The sequence below is a fragment of the Brevibacterium picturae genome, assembly GCF_900105045.1.
Taxonomy (GTDB): domain Bacteria; phylum Actinomycetota; class Actinomycetes; order Actinomycetales; family Brevibacteriaceae; genus Brevibacterium; species Brevibacterium picturae.
Window position 1 is genome coordinate 3943291 of record NZ_LT629739.1, and the last position, 24415, is coordinate 3967705.

The 24415-nt window shown below is 66.4% G+C and carries 26 protein-coding genes and 2 pseudogenes; 18 read left to right on the plus strand and 10 right to left on the minus strand.

Translation table 11 applies throughout. The features are described 5' to 3' along the window. Positions 1 to 2: 2 nt before the first annotated feature. Positions 3 to 233: pseudogene (locus tag BLT92_RS17920) on the minus strand (ABC transporter permease); the annotation flags it as partial. Positions 234 to 243: 10 nt separating this feature from the next. Then, positions 244 to 1056, minus strand: coding sequence for an ABC transporter ATP-binding protein (locus BLT92_RS17925; RefSeq protein ID WP_092107800.1), 813 nt, complete (start codon positions 1054 to 1056; stop codon positions 244 to 246). Positions 1057 to 1388: 332 nt separating this feature from the next. Here BLT92_RS17925 and BLT92_RS17930 point away from each other — a divergent pair, with 332 nt between their 5' ends. Genes BLT92_RS17930 through BLT92_RS17945 form a run of 4 tightly spaced genes read left to right on the plus strand, consistent with a single transcriptional unit; the run spans position 1389 to position 4266 of the window. Beyond that, positions 1389 to 1796, plus strand: a complete 408-nt coding sequence (locus tag BLT92_RS17930; protein WP_092107802.1) for a hypothetical protein — start codon at positions 1389 to 1391, stop codon at positions 1794 to 1796. Further along, positions 1793 to 2431 carry a hypothetical protein gene (locus tag BLT92_RS17935; protein ID WP_092107804.1) on the plus strand — a complete coding sequence of 213 codons (639 nt, stop codon included), beginning with the start codon at positions 1793 to 1795 and terminating at the stop codon, positions 2429 to 2431. The genes BLT92_RS17930 and BLT92_RS17935 overlap by 4 nt, the downstream gene beginning before the upstream one ends. A 3-nt stretch (positions 2432 to 2434) precedes the next feature. After that, positions 2435 to 3040: a histidine phosphatase family protein gene (locus BLT92_RS17940; protein WP_092107806.1), complete on the plus strand. Its 606-nt coding sequence runs from the start codon at positions 2435 to 2437 to the stop codon at positions 3038 to 3040. Then, positions 3037 to 4266: a PEP/pyruvate-binding domain-containing protein gene (locus tag BLT92_RS17945; protein WP_092107808.1), complete on the plus strand. Its 1230-nt coding sequence runs from the start codon at positions 3037 to 3039 to the stop codon at positions 4264 to 4266. Before BLT92_RS17940 ends, BLT92_RS17945 begins: the two co-directional genes overlap by 4 nt. Positions 4267 to 4344: 78 nt before the next feature. On the opposite strand, the gene BLT92_RS17950 is transcribed toward BLT92_RS17945, so the two are convergent. Beyond that, entirely contained in the window at positions 4345 to 5004 is a 660-nt protein-coding gene (locus tag BLT92_RS17950; RefSeq protein ID WP_092107810.1) for a TetR/AcrR family transcriptional regulator, read from the minus strand. A gap of 95 nt (positions 5005 to 5099) precedes the next feature. On the opposite strand from BLT92_RS17950, the gene BLT92_RS17955 reads away from it, so the two are divergent. Then, a complete protein-coding gene (locus tag BLT92_RS17955; protein WP_092107812.1) occupies positions 5100 to 6644 on the plus strand; it encodes an MFS transporter in 1545 nt (514 codons plus the stop codon). Positions 6645 to 6662: 18 nt separating this feature from the next. Here the strand turns inward: BLT92_RS17955 and BLT92_RS17960 are convergent, their stop codons facing one another. Both BLT92_RS17960 and BLT92_RS17965 read right to left on the minus strand, forming a co-directional pair. Next, positions 6663 to 7856 (minus strand): Cmx/CmrA family chloramphenicol efflux MFS transporter, encoded by a 1194-nt coding sequence (locus BLT92_RS17960; protein ID WP_092107814.1) that lies wholly within the window; start codon positions 7854 to 7856, stop codon positions 6663 to 6665. Beyond that, positions 7856 to 8317, minus strand: a complete 462-nt coding sequence (locus BLT92_RS17965; RefSeq protein ID WP_092107816.1) for a GlcG/HbpS family heme-binding protein — start codon at positions 8315 to 8317, stop codon at positions 7856 to 7858. The genes BLT92_RS17960 and BLT92_RS17965 overlap by 1 nt, the downstream gene beginning before the upstream one ends. Positions 8318 to 8441: 124 nt before the next feature. On the opposite strand from BLT92_RS17965, the gene BLT92_RS17970 reads away from it, so the two are divergent. Next, the gene (locus tag BLT92_RS17970; protein WP_157691492.1) at positions 8442 to 9515 is read left to right on the plus strand and encodes an IS630 family transposase; all 1074 of its coding nucleotides are present in this window, start codon (positions 8442 to 8444) and stop codon (positions 9513 to 9515) included. Positions 9516 to 9545: 30 nt separating this feature from the next. Here the strand turns inward: BLT92_RS17970 and BLT92_RS17975 are convergent, their stop codons facing one another. Then, the gene (locus tag BLT92_RS17975) at positions 9546 to 10091 is read right to left on the minus strand and encodes a MarR family winged helix-turn-helix transcriptional regulator (RefSeq protein ID WP_092107820.1); all 546 of its coding nucleotides are present in this window, start codon (positions 10089 to 10091) and stop codon (positions 9546 to 9548) included. 74 nt (positions 10092 to 10165) lie between these two features. On the opposite strand from BLT92_RS17975, the gene BLT92_RS17980 reads away from it, so the two are divergent. Next, positions 10166 to 10891 (plus strand): SDR family NAD(P)-dependent oxidoreductase, encoded by a 726-nt coding sequence (locus tag BLT92_RS17980; RefSeq protein ID WP_092109581.1) that lies wholly within the window; start codon positions 10166 to 10168, stop codon positions 10889 to 10891. A gap of 160 nt (positions 10892 to 11051) precedes the next feature. On the opposite strand, the pseudogene BLT92_RS17985 reads toward BLT92_RS17980, so the two are convergent. After that, positions 11052 to 11381, minus strand: a pseudogene (locus tag BLT92_RS17985) (ATP-binding cassette domain-containing protein); the annotation flags it as partial. Between the two features lie 208 nt (positions 11382 to 11589). Between BLT92_RS17985 and BLT92_RS20540 the strand changes: the two are divergent. Together BLT92_RS20540 and BLT92_RS20545 are read left to right on the plus strand one after the other, a co-directional pair. Continuing rightward, on the plus strand, positions 11590 to 11760 hold the full coding sequence (locus BLT92_RS20540; protein WP_157691493.1) for a hypothetical protein: 171 nt from the start codon (positions 11590 to 11592) through the stop codon (positions 11758 to 11760). 250 nt (positions 11761 to 12010) lie between these two features. Then, positions 12011 to 12232 carry a hypothetical protein gene (locus tag BLT92_RS20545; RefSeq protein ID WP_157691494.1) on the plus strand — a complete coding sequence of 74 codons (222 nt, stop codon included), beginning with the start codon at positions 12011 to 12013 and terminating at the stop codon, positions 12230 to 12232. Between the two features lie 28 nt (positions 12233 to 12260). Here the strand turns inward: BLT92_RS20545 and BLT92_RS17995 are convergent, their stop codons facing one another. Then, complete coding sequence (locus BLT92_RS17995) at positions 12261 to 12950, minus strand: alpha/beta hydrolase (RefSeq protein ID WP_157691495.1); 690 nt, start codon at positions 12948 to 12950, stop codon at positions 12261 to 12263. 361 nt (positions 12951 to 13311) lie between these two features. On the opposite strand from BLT92_RS17995, the gene BLT92_RS18000 reads away from it, so the two are divergent. From BLT92_RS18000 to BLT92_RS18030, 7 genes are all read left to right on the plus strand, one after another. Continuing rightward, positions 13312 to 14553, plus strand: coding sequence for a sensor histidine kinase (locus tag BLT92_RS18000; protein WP_092109584.1), 1242 nt, complete (start codon positions 13312 to 13314; stop codon positions 14551 to 14553). Further along, complete coding sequence (locus BLT92_RS18005; RefSeq protein ID WP_092107826.1) at positions 14550 to 15221, plus strand: response regulator; 672 nt, start codon at positions 14550 to 14552, stop codon at positions 15219 to 15221. The genes BLT92_RS18000 and BLT92_RS18005 overlap by 4 nt, the downstream gene beginning before the upstream one ends. Before the next feature lie 125 nt (positions 15222 to 15346). Next, complete coding sequence (locus tag BLT92_RS18010; RefSeq protein WP_092107828.1) at positions 15347 to 16255, plus strand: ABC transporter ATP-binding protein; 909 nt, start codon at positions 15347 to 15349, stop codon at positions 16253 to 16255. Next, the gene (locus BLT92_RS18015) at positions 16252 to 17001 is read left to right on the plus strand and encodes an ABC transporter permease (protein WP_092107830.1); all 750 of its coding nucleotides are present in this window, start codon (positions 16252 to 16254) and stop codon (positions 16999 to 17001) included. The genes BLT92_RS18010 and BLT92_RS18015 overlap by 4 nt, the downstream gene beginning before the upstream one ends. A 1-nt stretch (position 17002) precedes the next feature. Next, entirely contained in the window at positions 17003 to 17752 is a 750-nt protein-coding gene (locus BLT92_RS18020) for an ABC transporter permease (protein WP_092107832.1), read from the plus strand. 94 nt (positions 17753 to 17846) lie between these two features. Then, positions 17847 to 18587 carry an SDR family oxidoreductase gene (locus BLT92_RS18025; RefSeq protein WP_092107834.1) on the plus strand — a complete coding sequence of 247 codons (741 nt, stop codon included), beginning with the start codon at positions 17847 to 17849 and terminating at the stop codon, positions 18585 to 18587. A 102-nt stretch (positions 18588 to 18689) separates the two neighbouring features. Then, positions 18690 to 19406 carry an ASCH domain-containing protein gene (locus BLT92_RS18030; RefSeq protein ID WP_231938906.1) on the plus strand — a complete coding sequence of 239 codons (717 nt, stop codon included), beginning with the start codon at positions 18690 to 18692 and terminating at the stop codon, positions 19404 to 19406. A 196-nt stretch (positions 19407 to 19602) separates the two neighbouring features. On the opposite strand, the gene BLT92_RS18035 is transcribed toward BLT92_RS18030, so the two are convergent. Next, positions 19603 to 20640, minus strand: coding sequence for a response regulator (locus tag BLT92_RS18035; protein WP_172802626.1), 1038 nt, complete (start codon positions 20638 to 20640; stop codon positions 19603 to 19605). Further along, entirely contained in the window at positions 20637 to 21830 is a 1194-nt protein-coding gene (locus BLT92_RS18040) for a sensor histidine kinase (RefSeq protein ID WP_092107838.1), read from the minus strand. The genes BLT92_RS18035 and BLT92_RS18040 overlap by 4 nt, the downstream gene beginning before the upstream one ends. Positions 21831 to 21975: 145 nt before the next feature. Between BLT92_RS18040 and BLT92_RS20960 the strand changes: the two genes are divergently transcribed. Next, on the plus strand, positions 21976 to 23625 hold the full coding sequence (locus BLT92_RS20960) for an ATP-binding cassette domain-containing protein (RefSeq protein ID WP_231938907.1): 1650 nt from the start codon (positions 21976 to 21978) through the stop codon (positions 23623 to 23625). An 8-nt stretch (positions 23626 to 23633) separates the two neighbouring features. Continuing rightward, positions 23634 to 24380: an ABC transporter permease gene (locus BLT92_RS18055; RefSeq protein ID WP_092107842.1), complete on the plus strand. Its 747-nt coding sequence runs from the start codon at positions 23634 to 23636 to the stop codon at positions 24378 to 24380. Positions 24381 to 24415 lie beyond the last annotated feature (35 nt).

Genomic DNA, 24415 nt, shown 5'->3' on the forward strand with positions numbered 1-24415 from the left:
TTGTAGGCGATGCCGGCCGCGATCGTGATGACCAGGATGCCGGGCAGCAGGTAGCTCACATAGGGACCCGACCCAGGGCCGGTGTCAATCGCGCCGCCGAGCACATACACGAACAGCAGCATGAACCCGATCGGCTGGATCGCGGTCGTGATGATCGTGTCGGGGCTGCGGAGGACGTGGCGCAGCGAGCGAGCGGTGAGGACGCCGGTGTCGGTGAAGAAGTGCGTGGTCATCGTCGTTCCCCTACTTGTCGTTCGATGTGGTGTCGGTTCCGGCAGCACCGTTGGTGCCGTTGTCGCCGACGAGAGCGAGGAAGACCTCCTCAAGGGAGGGATGTTTCTCGACGTATTCGACCTTGGCGGGCGGGAGGAGCTGCTTGAGCTCGGTGAGGGTGCCGCTCTGGAGGATCCGTCCCTGATGCAGGATCGCGATCCGATCGGCCAGTTCCTCGGCCTCGCCCAGGTACTGTGTCGTCAGCAGCACCGTCGTGCCGCGCTGTGCCAGGTCCTTCACGGTCTGCCACACCTCGATCCGTGCCTCGGGGTCGAGTCCGGTGGTCGGCTCGTCGAGGAAGATTACCGAAGGGTTCCCAATGAGGCTCATGGCGATGTCGAGGCGTCGCCGCATCCCACCGGAATACGTCGCAGCCTTCCTGCCTCCGGCGTCGGTGAGAGAGAATCGGGCGAGCAGGTCGTCGGCGATCGCACCTGGATTCTTGAGGTGTCGGAGCTTGGCGACCAGGATCAGGTTCTCCCGGCCGGTGAGGACTTCATCGGCGGCGGCGAACTGCCCGGTCGGGCTGATCGCCTCCCGCACCTGCCCCGGCTGCGCGGCGACGTCGAAGCCTCCAACTCTCGCGGTACCCGCGTCGGCTTTGAGCAGGGTGGACAGGATGCGCACGGCTGTCGTCTTCCCTGCGCCGTTGGAGCCGAGCAGCGCGAAGATGCTCCCGCGGGCGACCTCGAAGTCCACACCGCGCAGCACCTCCAGCTCCCCGAATCCCTTCTCCAAGCCCTGCACTTCGATCGCCGGAGTCGCCGTCTGTGGGGTCCTCATGAGCGTGTCTCCCCGCCTTCTGTCTCGACCTCTTGGGTGAACGTCGTCATATACCTGCCTCCTTCGCGCAGCCGCCCGTTGCGGAGAACCCGTACCGACAGGATGCAGGGTTGGTGTGGGACCAAGGTCAAGCCCGGATTGCCCGTTCCTCACAGTCGCCGGAACAGACAGTGCACCGTGGCTGCGTGGAGCGGGAGCACTCTGTTGCCGAGCGCTGCCGTCTACTGGTTCGACGTGAGACGGTGATGAAACTGGACTCGTAGCGAGTGCACTCGTCGACCGATCTCAAAAAGATATTGACAACAAAATGTTGGTAATGGCAGTGTGGGCGCATGGTTTCTGGCATCCCGAATGAGTTCGATGAGCTGAATGAGGTGGATTCGGCGCGACGACGGCTGTTCGAGTCCGGTGCTGATCAGTTGCCACGGGCACCGTGGCTGCCGGCCGAGGCCGTGCACGATGACGTCACGCTCCTTCGCTTCGCCATGTGGCGAGCGAACTCGGCTGTCGGGGAAGCCTCCCACGAGGATCTTCGTGCCGCGCTGAAGCTGCTGGAGTCCGCTCGGGCTGATCTCGACGCTCTTGAAGCAGGGCTGATGCTGATCGCACGAGCTGAGGGGCTGACGTGGCCGGATATCGCCAAGCAGCTGGGGGTCAAGTCTCCGCAGGCTGCCCAGCAGCGCTTCCAGCGGGTATCGACACGCACCCAGACCAGCGACGGTGCGGAGGAATCAGAATGATCCCTGACCGATCGGATCTGAAGCGGCGCTCCAGTGATGAGTTACTGGTGCTCCACGCGGTTCGCCTTGCCGGGTTCGCTGACTCTGGGGCGGTCGTTAACCGCGTCGACCTGCCAGCCAGCAGCGTCGGCGACACTCTTCGAGGTCTTGAAGGGCAGCGCCTGATCGAGCGGATGGCTTTCGCTGACTCCGGCGGCTGGATCCTCACCGACGCCGGCAAGAGCCGGAACGCCGAATTGCTGCGGGAAGAGCTGGAGGCCTCCGGAGCTTGGCCTGTTCTGCACGCCACGGCGGAGGACTTCGAGAGCAGCGTCAATCCTCGCCTCGTCCGGGTGATCACCGAGTGGCAGCTGGACCGCGCGGACAACAGTGTGGAGGTGCTGCTGCGGGAGCTGACGGACCTGGCTGACGCTCTTAGCGCCCTCATGGGTGAACTGGCTGCCCGGCTTCCGCGATTCGCCCGGTACTCCCGGCAATTCTCTGCCGCTGTGGAGAAGGCGCGCGCGGGCGAGGATCAGTGGGTCGCCGGCGTGGGACGGCTCTCCTGCCACATCGTGTGGGCCGAGCTCCATGAGGACCTGCTGTCCAGTCTCGGTCGTGACCGCTCGACCGAGCCACGTTCAGGAGATCGATGATCCATGGTTGCTCGCACTGTCTGTCTCGTGCGCCACGGGGCCGCCGACGCCTGGGGCGAGCTGACCGACGAAGGCCGGGAGCAGTCGCGGCTGATCGGGCAGCGTCTAGGGCGGTTGCCCATCGACGTGGTGTGGCATTCGCCCCTGCCCCGGGCGGTCGACAGCGCCCGGACCATCGCCGCGCAGATGCCGCGGGTGCTGGTCGACGAGGCAGCCGAGCTCGTCGATCATGTCCCGTTCGTCCCGGAGGTCGAAGACCTTTCCCCATCGTGGGCGGGATTCTTCGACGGCTACGACCGCAGTGAAGCCGATGCCGGTCGCCGGACCGCAGACGCCCTGGCGGCACGGTTCGGCATCCCGAACTCCAAGGCACAGCGCCCGACCCACGAGGTGGCGGTGACCCATGCCTACCCGATCGGCTGGTTGGTGCGCGACGCGCTCGGTGCCCCACCGGACCGATGGATGTCCCTGGCCGGTGTTGCGAACACGAGCCTGACGGTGATCGAGCTCTACGAGGAGGAGCCAACGGGTGTGGTGATGGTCAACGACATGTCTCACCTGCCCACCGAGCTGCGGTGGACAGGCTTCCCCGGTGGGGGACAGCTATGAGCGTCGTGGACCTCGTCAATGCTGAGCCCTCGACCGCCGGAGGCAAGGCCGCGCCCTTGGCCGAGCTGACACGCGCCGGCCTCAACGTCCCCGCCGGATTCGTCGTGCCAGCAACCACCTATCGAGCTGCGACCACTGCTCTTGACCTCGGCGAACTCGCCGCCGATCGCGCCGAGGAGGCTCGATCGCGCATCCTCGGATCTCGCCTTCCGGAGGCAGTCGTCGATGAGGTTTCCCGGGCGCTGGAGCGCATGACCGCCGGGGCCCCGACCGACTATGTGGCCGTTCGTTCCTCCTCGAGCACCGAAGACAACAGGGAAGCCTCCGGAGCAGGGCAGCACGACAGTTTCCTGGCCGTGCGCGGGGCCGAACAGGTCTGCCAGGCGATCCTTCGGTGCTGGGCCTCGATGTGGACCGAACGCGCTGTCGCGTACCGGGCCCGCCACACCGAAAAGGACCCGGTCGCGGTCGACATGGCCGTGCTGGTCCAGCGGTTCGTCGACGCCAGCGTCTCCGGGATCATGTTCACTGGCACCACCAGCGTGATCGAAGCGTCGTGGGGGATCGGAGAAGGCATCGTCGCTGGCCACATCACCCCCGATTCCTGGCGCGTCGGAGAGTCCGGCATTTCCGAGCGTCGACCAGGGCTCAAGACCGAACGCACCGACCGCCACGACGGGCGTCTTGTCACCCGCCCCATCGCCCCGGGTGAGCAGGAGACGCTTTGTCTTTCGGATCGCCAGGTCCTCCGATTGCACGCGCTTGGCGAAGAGGTCTCGGCCATCCTGGGCGGCCCCAGAGACATCGAGTGGGCCATCACAGACGACGCGAGGTGGATTCTCCAAGCCCGGCCCGTGACAGCGCCCGTGCCCGCACCCACGGAACCGCCACCTGCGACCGTGACTGACAGTGCCACCCTCACGGGAGAGCCGGCCAGCCCGGGAGTCGCTTCCGGTCCCGTGCGCCTGGTCCGCGGGCCCAGCGACTTTCCCACGTTCAAGCGCGGGGACGTGCTCGTCTGCCGCCACACTGATCCCGCGTGGACTCCGCTGTTCACCATGGCATCGGCCGTGGTGACCGAGACAGGCGGAGTGCTCTCCCACGCAGCCATCGTCGCCAGAGAAGTCGAGATACCCGCCGTCCTCGCCGTCCCACGAGCCACCGAGTTCCTCACTCCTTCGTCCGCGGTCACCGTCAATGGCGATACTGGAGACGTCTCGATGTGAGAAAGCGGAAGACGTTCTCGAACAAGCCGAGGCAGGGCTTGGTCGCGCGCACAGTTCCTTCATCCTCGTTGTGACGGCTCAGGGCTTCTGTTGTGCCTGGACGCCGTCAAGAATGACATCTAGTCCTTCTGTGAACCAGTCTCGTTCGCCGGCGGGGAGGGGGCCCGCGATGAGGCTGCTCAGGCGCGGGAAGTCACTCAGGTCGACGTCGTGGAGACGCTGTTTCCACATGCGTCCAGGGTCGTCTCCGGCTTCAGACTGCCGGTCGCCGAGGACGACGCGCGCGCTGCCCTGGACGTAGTTGTTGATGGTCATGACCACGCGGGCAGCCGCGTCCGGCGGAAGGTCCGCCTCTTCCAACGCCGTCAGCGCCCATTCCATGGCCGCCAGCGAGGCGGTTCCGAAGGGTGGGGTGACGGTGGCGGTGGCGGTGAGCATCCACGGGTGAGCTAAGAACGCGGCCCAGTCCTGGCCGGCGAGGACGTGCATGGCCTCCCGCCAGCTCAGGCCGGAAGGATCGGGGTAAGAGAATTCGGCGGTTACCTGCTCGACCATGGCCCCGATCAGCTCGTCCTTGTCCGAGACATGCCTGTACAGCGACATCACCCCGGCACCGAGCCGTGCGGCGACACGCTTCATCGTCATCGCCTCCAATCCCGCCTCGTCGGCGACCTCGATGGCTGCAGCGATGATCCTTTCGTGCGATAAGAGGCCGTACGGGCCGACTCGGGGACTCATCCTGATCACCTCCACAGCTCAGTCTAGCGCGTTGCGTATTTCATACGCTACGCTGATTGCGTACTTCATACGCAACGTGATCGAGGAGACGCACGATGCCTACCCGGAACTCTCAATCGTATGGCCGGCGGTCGCGGTGGCTCGGCTTGGCCGTGCTGACGCTGCCGGTGATCCTGACCTCGATGGACATCACGATCCTGCACATCGCGATCCCGACCATCACCCAGGAGCTGAGACCGGGTCCCAGTCAGACGCTGTGGATCCTCGACGCCTACGGGTTCGGCCTGGCCGGCCTGCTCATCGTCATGGGCAATGTCGGCGACCGAATCGGTCGTCGCAGGCTTCTTCTGCTCGGTGCTGCCCTGTTCGGCGCGGCGTCAACGCTTGCGGCGTTCGCGCCGACCCCGCAGGTGCTCATCGCCGCGCGCGCCCTGATGGGGTTCGGCGGTGCCACGCTGATGCCCTCGACGCTGTCGCTGATACGCAACATGTTCACCGACCCGGCAGAGCGCACCCGGGCCATCGGCATCTGGACCGCGAGCCTGTCTGGCGGCATCGCACTGGGGCCGATCATCGGCGGTGCGCTGCTCGAGGCCTTCTGGTGGGGGTCGGTCTTCCTCATCAACGTGCCGGTCATCGCGGCACTGCTGGTGCTGGCACCCCGCCTCGTTCCCGAGTACCGCAGTCCGGCATCGGCGCGGCTGGACGTGTTCAGCGTCCTGCTGTCCTTCGCCGCGATCCTGCCGGTCGTCTGGGCGATCAAGACAGCTGCCGAGGAACTCGCCCTCACAATCCCTGCTGTGGTCGGGCTGGTCGTCGGCGTGCTCGCCGGCACCGTGTTCCTGATTCGGCAGCGTCGACTCAAGGAGCCGTTGGTCGATGTCGGGTTGTTCGCCAACCCTCGTTTCAGCGGTGCCGTCCTGGGTGCGGGTCTGGCGATGTTCTCGCTGGTCGGCGTGATGTTCTACAGCGCGCAGTACCTGCAGCTCGTCGCTGGCCTGTCCCCGCTAATCGCCGCCCTGGCGATGCTGCCGATCATGGTCGCCGTTGGTGGGATGTCTGTGCTGGCCTCCGTGCTCGTGCCCCGCTTCGGCTACCCCATCGTCTTCGGGGCCGGAGCTGCCGTGGCGGCCGCAGGGATGCTCGTCTTCAGCCGGGTCCCGGTCGATGATGGATTGATCGTCGCCGTCCTCGCCTCGGCCTTCATCGGTGCTGGCATCGCGCCGATGATGACGCTGGCCACCGATGTCGTGGTCGGCGCAGCACCACCGACCCGCTCCGGTGCTGCGTCCGCCCTGTCCGAGACCGCCGCGGAGCTTGGTGCCGCGTTGGGGATCGCCGTGCTCGGCTCGATCGGCACGGCCCTGTATCGCTCACAGGTCCTCGACGGAGTACCTGCCGACCTCCCGCCGGAAGCCGCCGGGGCCGTCAGCTCGAGCCTCGGCGCAGCCATCAGCGTTGCCGAGCAGCTTCCGTCCGAAGCCGCGGCTCACCTCACTGGCCTTGCCCGCCACGCCTTCGTCGACGGGCTCGGTGCCGCCACCATCGCCGGGGGTCTCGTCCTCGTCGCGACCGCCATCGTGTGCCCGCTGCTGCTCCACCGAGGAAGTACCTCGCCCGAATCCACCGACCAACCGTGAAGGTAGCCGCCGACTCGTTCAACCGGGCTTCGTCATCGGAGTATGTCCGCTCGTGCGGTTTCGGACGCGACGGTCGGCGGCAAGAGACGTGAGGGCGACAGTGAGGGCCGCCAGCGCCAACAGGGCTCCGATCCAGCTCGGGGCGAGGAGGCCGGCTCCGGCGGAGATACCGAGCCCACCGAGCCACGGGCCGAGCGCATTGCCCAGGTTGAAGGCCGAGATGTTGCTCGTGCTCGCCAACGTCGGTGCATGGTCGGTCAGGTTCATCACGCGGGTCTGCAGGGCGGGGTTGATTACGAACGCTCCCACGCCGAACAGGGCAAGGGTGACCACCATCGCGATCTTATGACCAGCAGTGAGCGAGAAAGCGGCCAGGATCGCCGCGAGTCCGATCAGGCCGAGGCACAACGTGGCCATCAAGGACCGGTCGGCGAGTCGGCCACCGATGAGGCTACCGGCGAAGGTGCCGACGCCGAACAGGCCGAGCAGCGGGGCCACCCATCCGGGGGCGAAGCCGGTGACGTCGGTGAGCAACGGCGCAATATAGGTGTAGGCGGTGTACAGACCGGCCTGGGACAGCATGGTCGTGGCTAGCGCCAGCCACACGCGAGTGTTGGCGAACGCGGACAGCTCCCGCCGCAGGTCCAGACCGCTTGATGAGCCGGGCTGTTTCGGCACGAGTACGGCCACACCGATCAGATCGACGATACCGAGGACGGCAACCGCGCCGAGGAAAGCAGCCCGCCACCCGATCTGCTGACCGAGGAAGGTGCCCAGCGGCACCCCGGCGATCGTCGCGATCGTCAGGCCACCGAACATAATCGAGATCGCCCGCGCCCGACGCCCAGATCCGACGAGATCGGCGGCGAGGACAGCCCCGATGCCGAAGAACGCCCCGTGCGCGACCGCGGTCACCACCCGGGCGGCCATCAGCACCTCGAACGACCCGGCGAGCGTGGCGACGACCTCGCCGGCGATGAAGACCACCAGCAACCCGACTAGAGCGGACTTGCGGGGGATGCGGGTAGTGGCGGCGGTGATCAAGGGGGCACCGACCACCACGCCGAGGGCGAACACCGAGATCAGCCAGCCCGCCTGGGAAACCGGCACCCCGAACTCAGTGGACAGCTCGGGCAGCAGCCCCGCGACCATGAACTCCGTGGTCCCCAGGCTGAACACGGTCAGCCCGAGAACGAACACAGCCACAGGCATCACAGATCCTCCCTTTCGTTCAGATCGTTTCGCGGTCGGTCGAACACGGTCAGCCCGGCGGCGGCGACGCGGACGTCCTCGCTCCAATGGCCGCCGGAAACGCCGATCGCCCCGACCACCTCCTCGTCGATCACGATGGGCAGCCCGCCGCCCATCGGCACCAACCGGTCGATGCCGGTCGGCGCGCCAGCTGCCAGTACGGCGTCGGAGGCCAGCGCCTTCGACCACTGCTCGGTCGACATCTGCGACGCAGCGGCGGTGTAGGCCTTGTCCTGGGCTACCTGCACCGCGTTGAGCTTTGCGCCGTCCTGGCGTACGAATCCCTTCAATGCACCCGCGTGGTCGACCACTGCGATGGCGAATCGCAGCTGCCCCTGAGCCACAGCGGCATCGTCGGCGGCCGCAATGATCCGTTGCGCCAACCCGGCGCTGATCGTTGAGATGCTCTCGACGTCGCTCATTCCTGGCTCCTCTCCATCTGACGGGCACGCCCGCCACGACAGTTGGTAGTTCCATGTGGAACAACTAGACTAGTGGCGCGTGTCGTTAGTTTGTTTACGGTTTGGGGTTTGGGATCATGGGGGCATGGCGAATCGACCTGCTCCGGCTCTGGTATTGCGCGAGGGTGACCTCGAGCAGTTGCGACGGCTGATCCGTGCGTCGACGGTGAAGGCGGGGCTGGCGCAGCGGGCACGGATCGTGTTGCTGGCCGCCGAGGGGGTCTCGAACACCCAGATCGCCCAGACGGTGGGGGTCTCCCGGCCGACCGTGCTGGCCTGGCGGGACCGGTACCAGGTCAAGGGCATCGAGGGGCTGGAGGATGAGTCCCGCTCGGGACGGCCGCGCCAGGTCGATCACGGGCAGATCGTCTCGGCCACGCTGGCTCCGCCGCCGAAGAAGTACGGGGTCACGCACTGGTCTTCGCGGCTGCTGGGCCGGCACCTGGGGATCAGTAACGGCACCATCGCCAAGGCCTGGCGGGAGTACGGGGTCCAGCCCTGGCGGAGCGAGACCTTCAAGTTCTCCACCGACCCGGAGCTGGTCGCCAAGGTCACCGATGTGGTCGGGCTCTACCTGGAGCCTCCCGAGAACGCGATCGTGCTGTGCGTGGACGAGAAGTCCCAGATCCAGGCGCTGGATCGCACCGCACCGCTGCTGCCGATGCAGCCGGGGCTGCCCGAGCGCCGGACCCACGACTACAAGCGCCACGGGACCTCCACCCTGTTCGCCGCCCTGGAGATCGCCACCGGCACCGTGACCGCGGCCTGCAAGAAACGTCACCGCCATCAAGAGTTCCTGGCCTTCCTGAGGCAGGTCTCCCGCGCCTATCCCGATCAGGAGTTGCACCTGGTGATGGACAACTACGCAGCCCACAAGACGCCAGAGGTCCGCGACTGGCTGAGCGCCCACCCCCGCGTCAAGTTCCACTTCACGCCCACGTCCGCTTCGTGGCTGAACCTGGTCGAGGTCTGGTTCTCGATCATCGAGAGACAGGCCATCCATCGCGGCAGCTTCGGCTCCGTCAAGGATCTCAACGCCAGGATCCGCGCCTTCATCAACGGATGGAACGACCGCTGCCATCCCTTCGTCTGGACCAAGACCGCGGAGGAGATCCTCACGAAGGCAAACCGTAAACCCATCTCAAACACGCGCCACTAGTTGTCGGCGATGGCCTTGATTCTGCTGAGCTCATGGGGAGCCGACGTGGGAGGGCGGCTGAGTGCCGACCTGGGTGTGCAGGTCGGCGAGGAGCAACCGGAGCAGTTCCGTCAGGGCGGACTGCTGGTCTGGGGTAAGGCTAGAGACGAGGTCGGCCTCGCGGCCGAGTACCCGGTCCACGAGACCTTCGACGAGTTCATGGCCGGCGGGAGTGAGGGTGACCGCAACGGCGCGGGAGCCCGGGACTGGGCTGGCACGGACGACGAGGCCGTCCCGTTCGGCGCGGGCGACTCGTTGCGAGATCGCACCGGCACTGACGAGCGTGCGGTCGGCCAGCTGCCGGGTCGTCAGCCGGTAGGGCGGACCGCTGCGGCGCAGGACGCTGAGCAGGTCCAAGGTCGCCGGATCGGCCCCAGCCTCGGACAGTGTCCGCCGGCGATCCTCGCCGAGCAGCTTCGCGCACTGCCACACCCTGGTGACGATGCCAATGCCCTCCACCGGAGTGCTCGGCCGCTCGCGCAGCCAGGCCAGCGCCACGGCGTCCACCGGATCGTCCTCGTGCAGATGCTCACTCATCGACTGTCTCCCGGTTTAGGTCTAAACGTTATGCTAGCGTTTAGACCTAAACATACTAGATATGGAGGATGACCATGACACGCACTGTTCTCGTGACGGGTGGCGGCACCGGCATCGGTCGTGCCGTCGCGGCGACCTTCGCCGCCGACGGCGACACCGTCGTCATCACCGGACGGCGCTCGGCACCGCTACAAGCCACAGCCGACGACTTTGGCTCCAGTGTTCAGGCAGTGGTCTGCGATGGCACCGACCCCGCCCAGGTCGACGAACTCGTAACCCAGCTGCCGGCAACGGTGGATGTGGTGGTGCACTGCGCCGGCGGCAACACGGACTTCGACCGCCCCTCCCCCGACGACTTGGCGTCCTTGGCCGCGAACTGGCGAGCCAACCTTGACGCCAACCTGCTCACCGCAGTCCTGACAACCACCGCGGTCAGTGACAGGCTCGCTGCTGGCGGCACCGTCGTCAACATCGGGTCCATCGCCGCCGACAAGGGTGCCGGTGCCTACGGTGCCGCCAAGGCCGCCGTGGCGGCCTGGAACGTCGACCTCGCCGCCGAATTCGGGCCCAGGAGAATCACCGCCAACGTGGTCTCCCCCGGCTACATCGCCGACACCGAGTTCTTCCGCGACCAGCTCACCGATGAACGTCGCGACGCTCTCATCTCTGCCACCCACACCGGCCGCGCTGGCACTCCCGACGATGTCGCCGCCACGGTGCACTTCCTCGCCTCCCCGGCCGCCCGCCAGATCACCGGGCAGGTCATCGCGGTCAACGGCGGCGAGTGGTCCACCAGATAGCGCACCTCGGGGCGCGCCGCGTCGATCGGACGCTCGTCAGCGGCGACAAGAGGCCGCACAGATCCACCAAGCGGATCGACCAAGCGGCTCTACCCGGTTCTTGTGCCCCCGCAGATGGTCCTGGAGACGAACTGCCCGCGCAGCAGCTGGGCGAACCGGTCTAGGGTTCCACCTGCAGAGCCCGTCCCGTCGCGGTGTCGCCGATGCCGTCGACGACTCCGGAGTAGAGCACTTGTCCGCCGTGGCGGCCAGGGCCGGGGCCAAGATCGATGAGCCAGTCGGCCACGCCGATCACCTCAAGGTTGTGCTCGAAGATGACGACGGTGTGACCGTGGTCGATGAGGTCGTCGAGTACCGATATGAGCCGTGCGATGTCGCTGAGGTGAAGTCCCGTCGTCGGTTCGTCGAGGAGGTAGATGCTCGGCTCGGTCGCATCCCGCAGTTCCTTCGCGATCTTCACCCGCTGCGCCTCGCCACCCGAAAGCGTGTTGAGCGGCTGGCCAAGGTGAGATACCCCGGTCCGACCCGGTCGAGGTGGACGAGCCGCTTCCGTATCGCCGGCTCATCGAGCCGGTCGATGGCCTCGGTGACGCTCAGGTGCTCGACGTCGGCGATGGACAGCCCGTCAACGGTGTGGGCACGCGCCTTGGCGGTAAATTTCGTCCCCCGACGTCGCCGCCGCTCTGGCCTTCGAGTCGATGTCGGTCGAGGTGGTCAGCGAGCACCGGACGCGTGTGACGCTGCAGTGCGAGGACTGGCACTGGCTACTGTTCAATCTCAGCCACCTCGAGTGCGCCTTCACGATCGACGAGCCCGCCGAATGGTCCGAGGCGATCGAACGCTTCGCCGCGTCAGTGGCAGGAGGGTAAGGCCGCCAGGTCATTATGGTCCGAACCCCCGAAGGGCGCGCGGGTTCCCAAAACTGTCCACCGGGCAACACGCAGGACCTGCCCGCTGTCCAGCATCCACGGCGATGGTGCTCGCTATACATTGAAGGACTGCGGATCGAACCACACGCCAACAGAAGGTGCAGCGGCTGCCAGGCGCGCGCTCTCAGACACCGAGTTCGATCGCGGCAACGGAGAGGTAGAACGGCGACGGGACCACGGGGCGCTGGCCGTGCTGGAGCTGCCGGACGGAACGGCCGCAAGCGGCCGCAGCGAGATCCGCGAGTTCGACGCGGGTCTGCTCGAAGGCGGACCAAACGTCACTCCAGGAAGGGCTCTCCCCGCGCTGATCCATGGTGACCTGGCCTTGACGACGACACAAATCGGCGACTGCCAGGAGCACGGCAGTTGGCGCTGGATTCTCGACCGGCCGAATGTGCGCATGTCCGGTTGACCATCGCTCCGTAACACACCGCGGCCCGTCATAGGTCGGCGATCAGTGAGAGCACTCGATCGGGTCCGTCATGCATCATGACGTTGTGGGTGGTGTCCCAGCTGTGGACGATGAACTGTTCGTCGCCGCGCGCCCGGGCGGTCATCGCGGCCATCGGCGATTCGCCCGGCCAGTCGGTCGCCTCGACATAGTGCTTGACTGGCACCCGACGCCAGGCACCGGTCAGCTTCGAGGCCTGCATGAGACTGGCCAGCGGGTGTGGACGGGCGCGGTCGTCGAAGAACGGCATCGGATCCACGAAGGCCCCGGTGCGGGCCGAGCCGCTGACGTACCAGGCGTGCTCCTCCTCGTTGGTCATCGACCAGCTCGAGTCTCCGTCCTCGGGAACCAGTGCGTCGAGGTAGACCAGAGCGCGCACCCGGTCAGGCTCGGCGTCGGCGACGCCGCTGATGATGCTCCCGCCGTAGCTGTGTCCCACCAGGACGACGTCGCGACCAGCGGGGGTGTCGGCCTGGACCGGCACGACGCGCAGCGCTGCGGTGACCTGCGCGACGTGGTCATCGAGGTTGATCGCCTCGCGCGGCGGCTCGGCCGCAGGGTCCAGCCCGATCGGGGTAGTCGGCAAGACGACATGGCCCAGGGCCTGCAGCTTCTCGACGAGCGGGTCCCACCACCAGCCGCCGTGGTTCGCTCCGGGCACGAGCAGGTACGTGGTCATACTGTGTCTCCCTCGGGAATCGAAAGTCGCTTCGTCATTGTCACGACGTTGCCACGCGGCACCGACACGACGCCAGCCTGACCGCGCCGCCCGCGATGACGGTAAGCATACGGGCGCTCTGTCTCGAGGTGGTTGAACTGCGGTCCGCCACTGCCTGCCCATGGGCGGTGGTAGATGGACTTCCCTAAGCGTCGCTGGGCGGTCTCCACCCACTCGGATGAGAAGGGCCTGGCAAGGGCCTCCTGCGAGAAGGACCACGACCCGGAGAGCCAGCTTCTGCAAGCCCGACTTGCGACGTTCCTCGCGGCCACCTGTGGAGCATGTGGCCTGCGCCAAGCTCCCGCCGGTAGCGTTGGGTGGCATGAAGCCCCCGGCACCGGCGACCGCGACGAGCCCCTCCAGCGCCTCGGTGGCCCCGGGTGCGTCTCCGTCTCCCGGGTCGTGGTTTCGGGAGCGGATGTGGTTAGTGGATCTGCTCGTCGCGGTCGGCGTGTTTGTGTACAACCTGCCGACGATGCCGGCGTCTGCGCTGCACCTGATCGATAATCCGGGCGGCTATGCGGCGCTGACGGTCCTGTCGCTCGTCATGTGCGCGATCTACATTCTGCGCCGTCGCTTTCCGCTTGCCGTTCTGGGCGCGATGCTGGCACTCGCGTGTGCTCAGCTGTTGTTCGGCGCGCCAATCATCATGGCCGACATCATCCTGCTGTTCGCCGTCTACACCGTCGCCACGCGTTACGCCTGGACCGTGTCGCTGTCGGCAGCATTGGTCGTCGTCGGCTGGCTGCTGGCGGTTGTCATCCCGAACCTCGGGGACGACTTCATCGATGTCGGTCAGCTCGGCGTGCTGGTCGTCGTGACGCTGTGGGTGTGGACGTGGGGCACACTGGTGCGGATTCGCCGCCAGTACACGTCCGGGTTGCAGGAGCGGGCCGAGCAGGCCGAGCGGGAGCGAGAGACGAACGCGCGGATCGCGGTCACCAACGAGCGCGCCCGGATCGCCCGGGAGATCCACGACATCGTCTCGCACAGCCTCAGCGTCGTCGTGGTCATGTCCGACGGAGCCGCCGCGAAGGTCGACTCGGAGCCCGAGCGTGCGAAGTCGGCGATGCTCGGCGTGCGGGACACGGGCCGGACGGCGCTGACGGAGATGCGGCGCATGCTCGGGGTGCTGCGCGATGACGAGCCCGGATCCCACGCCCCGCAACCGGGCATCGGTCAGCTCGACGCCTTGGTCGAGCAATCCCGCGCGGCCGGCCTGCCGGTCACGCTGGCCATCGAGGGTGAAGCAACCTCAGTGCCGGACGGCGTCGGGCTGACGATCTATCGGCTGGTGCAGGAGGCCCTGACGAACATGCGCAAGCACGCCGGTCCGAACCTCACGCGCGCCGACGTGAGGCTGGAGTACCGGCAGGACGAAGTCGAAGTCTGTATCACCGACAACGGACAGGGACCGGTGAACGACCGGCCGGACTCCAACGGGCACGGCCTCGTCGGCATGCGCGAACGCGTGGCCGCACACGGCGGCACCTTCACGGCCGGGGCGCGTGAGTCCAGCGGGTTCGAGATCACCGCCGTGCTGCCGGTAGAGGGAGGATCATGACGGTTCGGGTGGTGTTGGTCGATGACCAGGAGATGATCCGGAGGGGGCTACGGATGGTGCTGGAGTCCCAGCCGGGCATCGAAGTCGTCGGCGAGGCCGATGACGGCGACACCGCGCTGGAGGTGCTCGATCGGGTCGAAGCCGACGTGGTGCTCATGGACGTGCGGATGCCGCAGATGAACGGCGTGGAGGCGACACACCGCATCAGGGAGCGGGAGGATGCGCCGAAGGTGCTGATCCTGACGACCTTCGATCTCGACGAATACGCCTACGATGGGCTCCGGGCCGGTGCCTCGGGATTCCTGCTCAAGGACACTCCGATCGAAGATGTCACCGCGGCGATCCAGCACATCCACAATGGCGACGCTGTGGTCGCGCCGAGCACCACCAAGCGGCTGCTCGACCACTTCACCAGGTCGCGACCGCCGGCATCAGATGACGAGGACACGGGCGTTCGGCTTACGGAGCTGACCCCGCGGGAGCATGAGGTGCTTTGGTTGATCGCTCGCGGGATGTCGAACGGCGAGATCGCCGCTGAACTCGTGCTGGCCGAGGGCACGGTCAAGGTCCACGTCGGTCGCATCCTCACCAAGCTGGGCCTGCGCGACCGGGTCCAGGCCGTCGTCCTCGCCTACGAGACCGGGCTGGTCGAGGCCGGCGAGCACTGAGTCACCCGGGCTGTCCGGATATCACTTCAGGCATACGAGCACAGCGATGTACCTCGTGAGACATAGCCGGAAGATACGCCTGTAGCCAGACGATTCCCCGGCGGTGCTTCCGGGATCGTAGAGGTATGTCTTCCACGATCGTCGCCACCGAGAATTTGACTAAGCGCTACGGCTCACGGGCCGTCGTCGAGAACCTCAACCTGGCCATCCCCGAGGGCGCAGTTTACGGGTTCCTCGGCCCGAACGGCTCGGGCAAGTCCACGACGATGAAGATGCTGCTCTCACTCATCCAACCCACCAGCGGGAACGTCGAGATCATGGGACAGCCCATGACCCGCGACACCCGAAGGAGTCTGCTCGGCGACATCGGCTCGCTCATCGAGGCCCCGCCGGGCTACGCGCACCTGACCGGGGCGGAGAACATGCGCCTGGTCCAGCGACTGCTCGGACTGGACCGGCAGCAGATCGACTCCGCGGTGGCCACCGTGCGGCTGCAGGACCAGATGGACAAGAAGGTCCGCGACTACTCGCTGGGCATGAAGCAACGCCTGGGCATCGCGATGGCCCTGGCCCGGCAACCTCGGCTACTGATCCTCGACGAGCCGACCAACGGCCTCGACCCGGCCGGGATCGAGGAGATGCGGAATCTGCTGCGCCGGCTGGCGGGCGATGGCGTGACCGTCATGGTCTCGTCCCACCTGCTGGGCGAAATCGACAAGACCGCGACCATGCTCGGCATCCTCTCCGGCGGCCGGATGATCTTCCAAGGCACCCGCGCCGAACTCACGGCGGCCTCCACCCCCGACGTCGTCATCACCTGTTCCGACCCGCAAGCCGCTGCCGCCACGCTTGGCTCGTTCAACGCCCGGCTCACCCAGGATCATGAGGTCGCCGTACCCGGGCTCGATGACCGGCAGACGGCCGGCGTCGTCGCCGCGCTCGTCGGCGAAGGGATCGGGGTCTATGGGGTGGCCCGCGACGAACAGTCACTCGAGGATGTGTTCATGCATCTCACGGCCGGAGGTGGACTGTGAACACCCGTGCCATCGCCAATGAGTTCGCCAAGATGCGGCACCTGAGAATCGGCCTCGTCACCGCGGTCATGATCCTCGCCGTGCTCGGGCTTTCGCTCTACACCGTGGTCTCCAGCCCGACGTTCAGCCCGGAGGCACCGTCAGCCTGGAACGGGCTGCTGGCGGGCATGTCCCTGGGCATTCCGCTGATCTTCCCGCTGCTGCTGGCGGTGCTCGCCTCGCGCCAGACCGACATCGAGCACCAGGGCAACGGCTGGCTGCTGCAGGCGACCTCCGGACTCACCCCAGGCGGAGTGTGCCGGGCCAAGTTCACCGCGCTGGGGCTCGTCGTCGCAGCGTCCACGATCGGCACCAGCCTGCTCGTCCTCGTGACCGGGAAGCTGCTGGTCGGTATTATCCCGCCGGTCTCCTTCGCGCACTGGGCCGGCTTCACCGGGTGCATGCTCGTCGTCAACCTCGTCGTGCTCGCCGGCCACATCCTGGTCTCGGCGAAGGTCGACAACCAGCTCGTCGCCCTCGGCATCGGAATCCTCGGGACCATCCTGGCCGTCTTCTCCCAAGGTTTGCCCGACGTGGTCGCGCACCTGACCCCGTGGGGCTACTACGCACTCGCGATGGCCGCCGACTACCAGGGCACCGGTTTCGTCGCCCTGCCGCTGCCGTATCCGAGCGCCGCCGCCCTCGCCGTGGTCGCCGTCGTCCTCTTCACCATCATCACCGACCGATTCGACCATCAGGAGGCTTGACATGGGTGCCCTCACCGCCGAATGGATCAAACTCAAGCGCGGGCTGGCCTGGCCCGTCGTGGTGCTGCTGCCCATCGTCCTCGTGCTCGCCGGGGCGGCGACCCAACTGGCCCGCGGCGGGCAGCCGGAGAACGGGTGGCACACGGTCTGGGTCCAATCCGTCGTCTTCTACGGTCTCTTCCCGCTCGCGATCGGGGTCGCGATCCTCGGCTCCCTGGTCTGGCGGGCCGAGCACCGCGGCAGCAACTGGAACGCGCTCATGAGCGGGCCGACCTCCTCGCTGCGGATCGTGGCCGCCAAAGCCACCGTCGTCGCCGGTCTCACCTCGATCATGCAGATCATCCTCCTGGCTGCGGTGATCGCCATCGGGAAGTTCGCGTTCGGGCTCCCCGGCGTACTGCCCGGCCAGTACTTCGCCATCATCGGGCTGCTCGTGCTCGCGACGATCCCGGTTGCCGCCGCCCAGTCCGCGCTGTCGATGGTCCTGCGCTCCTTCGCCGCCCCGATCGCCGTCGCGCTCGTCGCCGCAGGCATCTCCTTGGCGATACTGATGATCGAGGTCCCTGGCGCGATCGCCTCACCCTACGGGCTGGCCACCCGCACAACTCAGCTCGGCACCGGCATGTTCGCCGACACCGGCACCATCACCGCCGGCGATATCACCGCGATCCTGGCCGCCGCCGTGCTCGTGTCCATCGTGCTCGTGGCGGTCACCACCGCGATCCTCGAACGCCGCGACACTCGCAGCTGAGTACCACCCTCTCCCAAACCCTCAGCCGAGCTCCGCGAACGCCGACCAGGTTTAGGCTAGGAAGGGTGCACGTTGCGATCGAAGGAGAACCACCATGGCCCGTTTTACCGACAAGAGGATCCTGATCACCGGCGGCACCAACGGCATCGGGCTGGCTGGCGTACGCCGGGTCTCCGGCGAGGGCGGATTGGTGATGACGACGGGATCCAACCCAGAGCGGATCGACAGCCTGCGTCAGGAGCTGCCCGACGCGCAGGTGTGGCGAAATGACGCGTCCGACGCGGACACCGGCGAGGACCTCGCGCGGCAGCTCGGCGAACCGGGTGGAGGTCTGGACGGGCTGTGGCTCAACGCGGGATACGCCGACATCGCCCCCGTGGAAGAGGTCACCGCCGAGTTCTTCGACCGCATGATGGCGGTCAACGTCCGTGCCGCCTTCCTGCAGCTCGCTGCGCTGAGCCCGCACCTGAACGACCGAGCGTCCGTCGTGATCACCTCCTCCACCGGTTCCGTCGAGGGCTCGCCGGTGGCCACCGTCTACGCCGCCACGAAGGGTGCGATCGAATCCGCGGCCCGGGGCTGGGCCACGGCACTGGCACCGAGAAACATCCGGGTCAACGTGCTCGTGCCCGGAAACGTCGATACCGACTTCCGCCGCTTCATGGACGCCGACACCCGCGAGGCGTTCAACCGCAATGTCATCAGCCGGGTCCCGCTCGGCCGCGCTGGCATCTCAGAGGAAGCCGCAGCTGTCGCGCTCTTCCTGCTCAGCGACGACGCCGCCTACGTCAACGGATCGCGCTACTTCGTCGACGGCGGCCTGAGCAAGCGCTGAGCAAGGTTCGGCCCCAAGCTCCAGCTCGAACCGTGCGTCGATCGAGGCGTGCTTGCGGTAGCCGGTTGGCAAACCTTCTCCATTGTTCGTTAGCGTGAAGGTGTGCTTACCGACGACCTCCGACAGCTTGCCCACGAGACCATGCACCATGCTCGGCAGTGGAACGATGGCGCGGACCACACGGTGGCTGGAGGCTTGCTCACCGCGTCCGGGCGAGTTGTCCTCGGCTTGAATACGCACCACTTCCTCGGCGGTCCGTGCGGCGAGGTCGCCGCCGTGTCCAACCACGCATCCACAGCTCCCGACGATCCGATCGTCGCGGTCGCAGCATCCTATGGCCCGATTGGCGAAATCATTGCTCCCTGCGGGAAGTGTCGGCAGGTCATCTTCGACATCTCCCCTTCTATCCGCTTCGTGGTGCGCGAAGCGAACGGCCTGACAGCCCGCACCGCTGAGGAGCTCCTGCCTTTCGCGTATGACTGGCGGGCCGCGGAGCACCCCCAACGAATCTACATGTGGGAGGGGTACGAATCCACGATCCGCGCAGGAGAGAAACGGCAGACCATCCGCATCGACGACCCGTTCCGCCTGGGGCGGGCAGACCTCGTGTTCGAGAAGGAGTGCGGCGAAGTCATCAGCATCGCCGCGACCGTCACCGAGGTCCGATCCGTGGCCCGCAGCGAACTGACCGACGAAGATGCCAATCGTGATGGCTTCGACACGCTCAGTGACCTTAGTGCTGCTCTCGATCTCCACTATCCGGGTCTACAAGCATCGAGCACGGTCGAGGTCGTGGCGTTCATGCTAACGGATCAGTAACCGCAAGTTGCTGCATCTAGGCAGGCCGGGGCAATCCCCCAAGGTGGACATCGTTGAGAGGCGTTGGGGAATGTAGTCCTAACAACATGAGGCGAGACGGTCATGTAAACCGAACGCCCGGCCGTGTTCGAACGAGCCGTGGCCCTCCGGTCGCATTGGCTTTGCGTCGGCCCTTGCAAGGGGAAACCGTCGCCAATCAACGAGCCCTGAGTCGCGTGGTGGATACCGGCGTGAGGGCTGGGCCGGTCTTACGGGTCCACCACCAGATAACCGCGGTGATGACAATAACGGCGAGGGCGGGCAGAAGCTGGTACGGCGTTCCGACCCCCGCCGATCGGTCCTGGATGGCCGCACCGAAGTCAATGCGCAGGTAGAAGGCCGCGATGAAGCTGAAGGTGTTGAGGATCGCGTGGAGGACGACAGCGATCTCCAGGCCGCCGGTGCGCCAGGTGATGATCGATAGGCAGGTAAAGAGCGTCAGGTACCAGGTGATGATGTATGGGTCGGTGGAGCCGTGCATGGCGGTGAATAGCACGCTGGTGACCACGACGCCGGCGACGAGTCCGGCGAGGGAACTGCGCGTCCAGCTGCCGATGATGCGGAAGACCAGCCCGCGAAAACCGTACTCCTCGCCCGAGGTCTGCAGCGGAGTCAGGAGCACGGTGACGAGGAACATCGCGATGAGGTCAGTCTGTGACCACGGGACCTCCTCGGCAGGGGCGAAAAACCCCAGGGCGTTGACGACGAGCCATGCGGGGCCGAAGACCAGCAGCGCCTTGCCGAGGACATCGAAGCGGAACCACGAAGTCACCGAGTGCAGTGATGCGCCGGGCACGCCGTAAAGCCATCGTTGGATGAGCATGCTCCACGGGATGAGAAGAGCGAGGCCGACCATGCTTCCCGCGTGCCGGAGTGGTGTGTTCTTGAGCAAAAACCCGGCCGCGCCGGCTTCGATGGCCGTGAGGACGTATTCATCGGATTCGAATGTCGTCAGGATGATGATTCGGGCCCCGGTGCCGTCGCTAATAAGCTGTCGAATGGCGGTGAGCCCGTCGGTGCCCGGCATCTGGATGTCGAGCAGGAGAACATCGGGTTGTGTGTCGCGGTGTTGGCGGAGGGCATCGGCTCCGTCGACGGCCTCCCAGAGGACCTGCAGGCCTTCGTGGGCGTCGAGGACCATGGCCAGCCCGGCGGTAAAGAGGGGGTCGTCGTCGGCGAGGGCGATCGTGATCACGACCAGCTCCAGGGCAGGCGGACGTGGACTCTCCACACGCCGGTCGCGGCATCGCGTCCAGCGGTGAACGCACCTCCGTACGCCTGGGCACGTTCGGCCATGCCGATCAACCCGTGCCCCCGACGTTCACCATCAGCTGCGGGGCTCGCGGCGGGATTGACGACTGTCATGTCGACACTATCGGCATCAATGCCCAGGCGGACCGTGATCGGGGACAGTCGTCCGTGCGTGATCGCGTTGGTCAAGCTTTCTTGGGCAATGCGGTAGGCCGCCAGGCTGACGCGGCTGGGAACGGTATCGACGTCCCCGTCGACCTGCAGCTTGATGGTCGTCCCCGGTGACTGGAGCGTGGTGATGAGCTCGGACAGGTCCCGCAGGGTCGGGTCCGGACGTGGGGAAGCGTCCTCACTCTCGGTGCGCAGGACGTCGATGACGTCGCGCACATCGTCAACGGCGGTGCGGCTGAGGTGGGCGATATCTTGAAGCGCCCGGTCGACCCGCTCGGTGTCGGAGGTGAGGATGTATCGGGCTCCCTCGGCCTGGGCGGCGATCGCGTTGAGGGAGTGGCCGAGGATATCGTGCATCTCTCGTGCGACGCGGTGGCGTTCCTCGAAGGCGGCCAGATGTCGTTCGGTGTCCAGTTGTCCTTCCAGGACCGCGGCGCGTTCGACCGCCAGGTCGTAGCGGGTCCGTCGCTGACGCCGCAACATTCCGAGAGTGGCAGCAAGGGAGATCGCGACGCTCACGGACGCGACCGCGAAGGCCCGGGTCTGCCAATCATCGCTCAGGACCGTCGAGTCCAGCATGGCGGCCACCCCGCCGGCATAGGTCGCTGCCAGGAAGCCCCAGCGCCACGGTGGCACGAGCTGGGTCTGCGTCGTGTAGGCGGCCACGAGACAGGCGAGCCCGGCGACGACGCTGGGGACATCGAAGACCACGAGATGGACCAGCAGAAGCACCGCAAGGACCGTCAACGCGGTGCGCGGCACCCGGCGGCGGAACCCGACAGCCAGGGCCGCACCGATCACGACGAGGACGTAGCCGATGTACTGCCCGGTCAACAACGGGATCGGCGGCTCGGCAAGAAGACCGATCACGCACAGGGTGAGACCGACGGCGACATCTGTCATTCCCGAGCGCGTCACGATGTCGGGAAGCCTCGTGACGACACGTTCGGGAGGAGATTTCATAACTTTCCACGATACCGGCCGGCTCGAGGTGCTAGCTCCTACTGCGGTATGAAGTCGCGGCCGCGCATGGTTCAGACCGCGGTATGTTCAGCCGCTGCGCCGGGTCCGGGATGGTGGAGGGCATGACGTTTGAAGCGAGGCGCTGATGAGCGCCGTAGTGACCACCCACCACCTGACAAAGACCTTCACGAACCACACGGCGGTCGATTCTCTCGATCTGCACGTGCCCGAAGGCGCGATCTACGGGTTCCTCGGACCCAACGGGTCGGGGAAGTCCACGACCATGAAAATGCTGCTGGGCCTGACCCGGCCCACAGAGGGCAAGATCGAGCTGTTCGGCCAGCCGCTGACCCCAGCCTCCCGGACGAAGCTGTTGCCGGCGATCGGGTCGATGATCGAGGCACCACCGGGCTACGGCCACCTGACCGGGGCCGAGAACCTGCGCATCGTCCAGGACATGCTCGGCCTACCGACAGCTCAGGTCAAACGGGCCCTGACCACGGTGAGGCTGAACGCGCACAAGGACAAGCTGGTGCGCAACTACTCGCTCGGCATGAAGCAGCGCCTCGGCATCGCCATGGCACTGGCCCGTGACCCGTCACTGCTCGTACTCGACGAACCGACCAACGGGCTCGACCCCGCCGGCATCGAAGAGATCCGCGACCTCTTGGTCGACCTGACCGGGCAAGGCATCACCGTCATGGTCTCCAGCCACCTCCTTGACGAGATCGACAAGATGGCCAGCGTCATCGGCATCCTCGCCAACGGAACGCTGATCTTCCAAGGCGCACGCGAGGAACTCTTCGCCCACTCGATCCCCGACCTGATCATCGAAACACCAGAACCCGCCGCGGCCCTCGACCTGGGGATTACGGCGACGCGTGAGCCCGACGGCCTGCGGGTCTTGGGTCTGGACAACGACCAGACCGCCGACTTTGGTCTACCGGCTCGCCGCTGCACGGGTCCCGATCCATCAGGTCCGCCGCGTCCAGCAAAGCCTCGAAGACGTCTTCATGGACCTCACCGGACGCGAGGGCCTGCTGTGACGGCCGCAATCAGGCTGGAGTTCCGCAAGATGCGGCGTCTGCGCACGATCCCGGTCGTCGCCGCACTCGTCGTTGCCGTTGCGCTGATCAGCAGCGTCTGGCAGTTCTCCAGCAGCACCCAGACCACCTTCGATGATCCCAGCCAGGTGCCGTGGGCGGCGTTCCTGCTGACCTACACGCTCATGGCCGCGATGACCTCACCCCTGCTGACGGCCGTGATCGCCAGCAGACAGACCGACATCGAACACACCGGAGCCGGCTGGACGTTGGCCGCGACCGCCGGATACACCCCAGGCCAGCTGTGCCGGGCGAAACTTGCGGCGCTGGCGATCATTCTCCTGCCCGCTACGGTCGTGCAGACTCTCCTCGTGATCGGCGCAGGCCTGATCGCCGGGATGCCGGTTCCGGCCGACTTCGGCCCGTGGGTCGGCTACACGGTCTGGCTGTATCTGATCAACACAGCCTTCTGTGCGCTGCACATCTGGCTCGCCGCCTGGGTCGAGAACCAGCTCATCAGCGTCGGCATCGGCATGCTCGGTGCATTCCTCGCAGTCTTCAGTCTGTTCCTGCCGGCCGCCGTGACCCGCGTGATCCCGTGGGGCTACTACGCAGTGATCACCCACATCACCCAGAACGGCGACGAGGTCGCCTACGCCACCCCGTCCTACGCCTGGCCGGTGGCGTTCCTCATTGTCGCTGCCGCCGCGTTCGCGGCCGGCACCGGCCGCTTGAACCGCATCGAAAGGTAACCCCCGCTGTGTTCCGAGCCGAACTGATCAAACTCAAACGCTCCACGACCTGGCTGATCGCCCTCGTCCTGCCCCTGTTGGCTGTCACCACCGGGGCGATCAATGTCGCCAACAATGCCGAGACTCTCAACTCCGGGTGGGAATCACTGACCTCCCAAGCCGTGCTGTTCTACGGGCTGCTGTTCTTCTCGATGGGCATCGCAGTCATCGCCGCCACCGCCTGGCGAATAGAACACCGCGGCACCAACTGGAACCTGCTGCTGACCACCACCACCCGCCCCATCACACTCGTTGTGGCCAAGATCGCCGTGATCGCCGTACCCGTGGCATTCATGCAGGTCGTGCTGGTCGCCGCCACGCTGTTCGCCGGCGCGTTCATTCTGCGTCTGGACGGAGCCATCCCGTGGGAGTTCACCCTCGCCGGCCTCCTGGCAATGGTCGCCGCACTGCCCCTGATCGCGGCCCAGTCGCTGCTGTCGATGCTGCTGAAATCCTTCGGCGCACCGATCGCAATCTGCCTCGTCGGCTGCGTCGCCGCAGTACCGGCCATCACCTCAGCCGCACTGCGCCCGCTGAGCTTCCTCGTGCCCCAGGCGATCGACACCCGCACCCTCAACCTCAGCTCAGTCGCCGTCGTGAACTCCGGTTCCCTCACCGCTACCGACGTCGTACCGATCCTCGCCGCGGCACTCGCACACACGGCAATCATCGCCGCCGTCTCCGTCACCGCTCTGCGCACCATCAAACTGCGGTAAGCCGACCCCGACTCCTGATGGCTGGGTCCGTACAG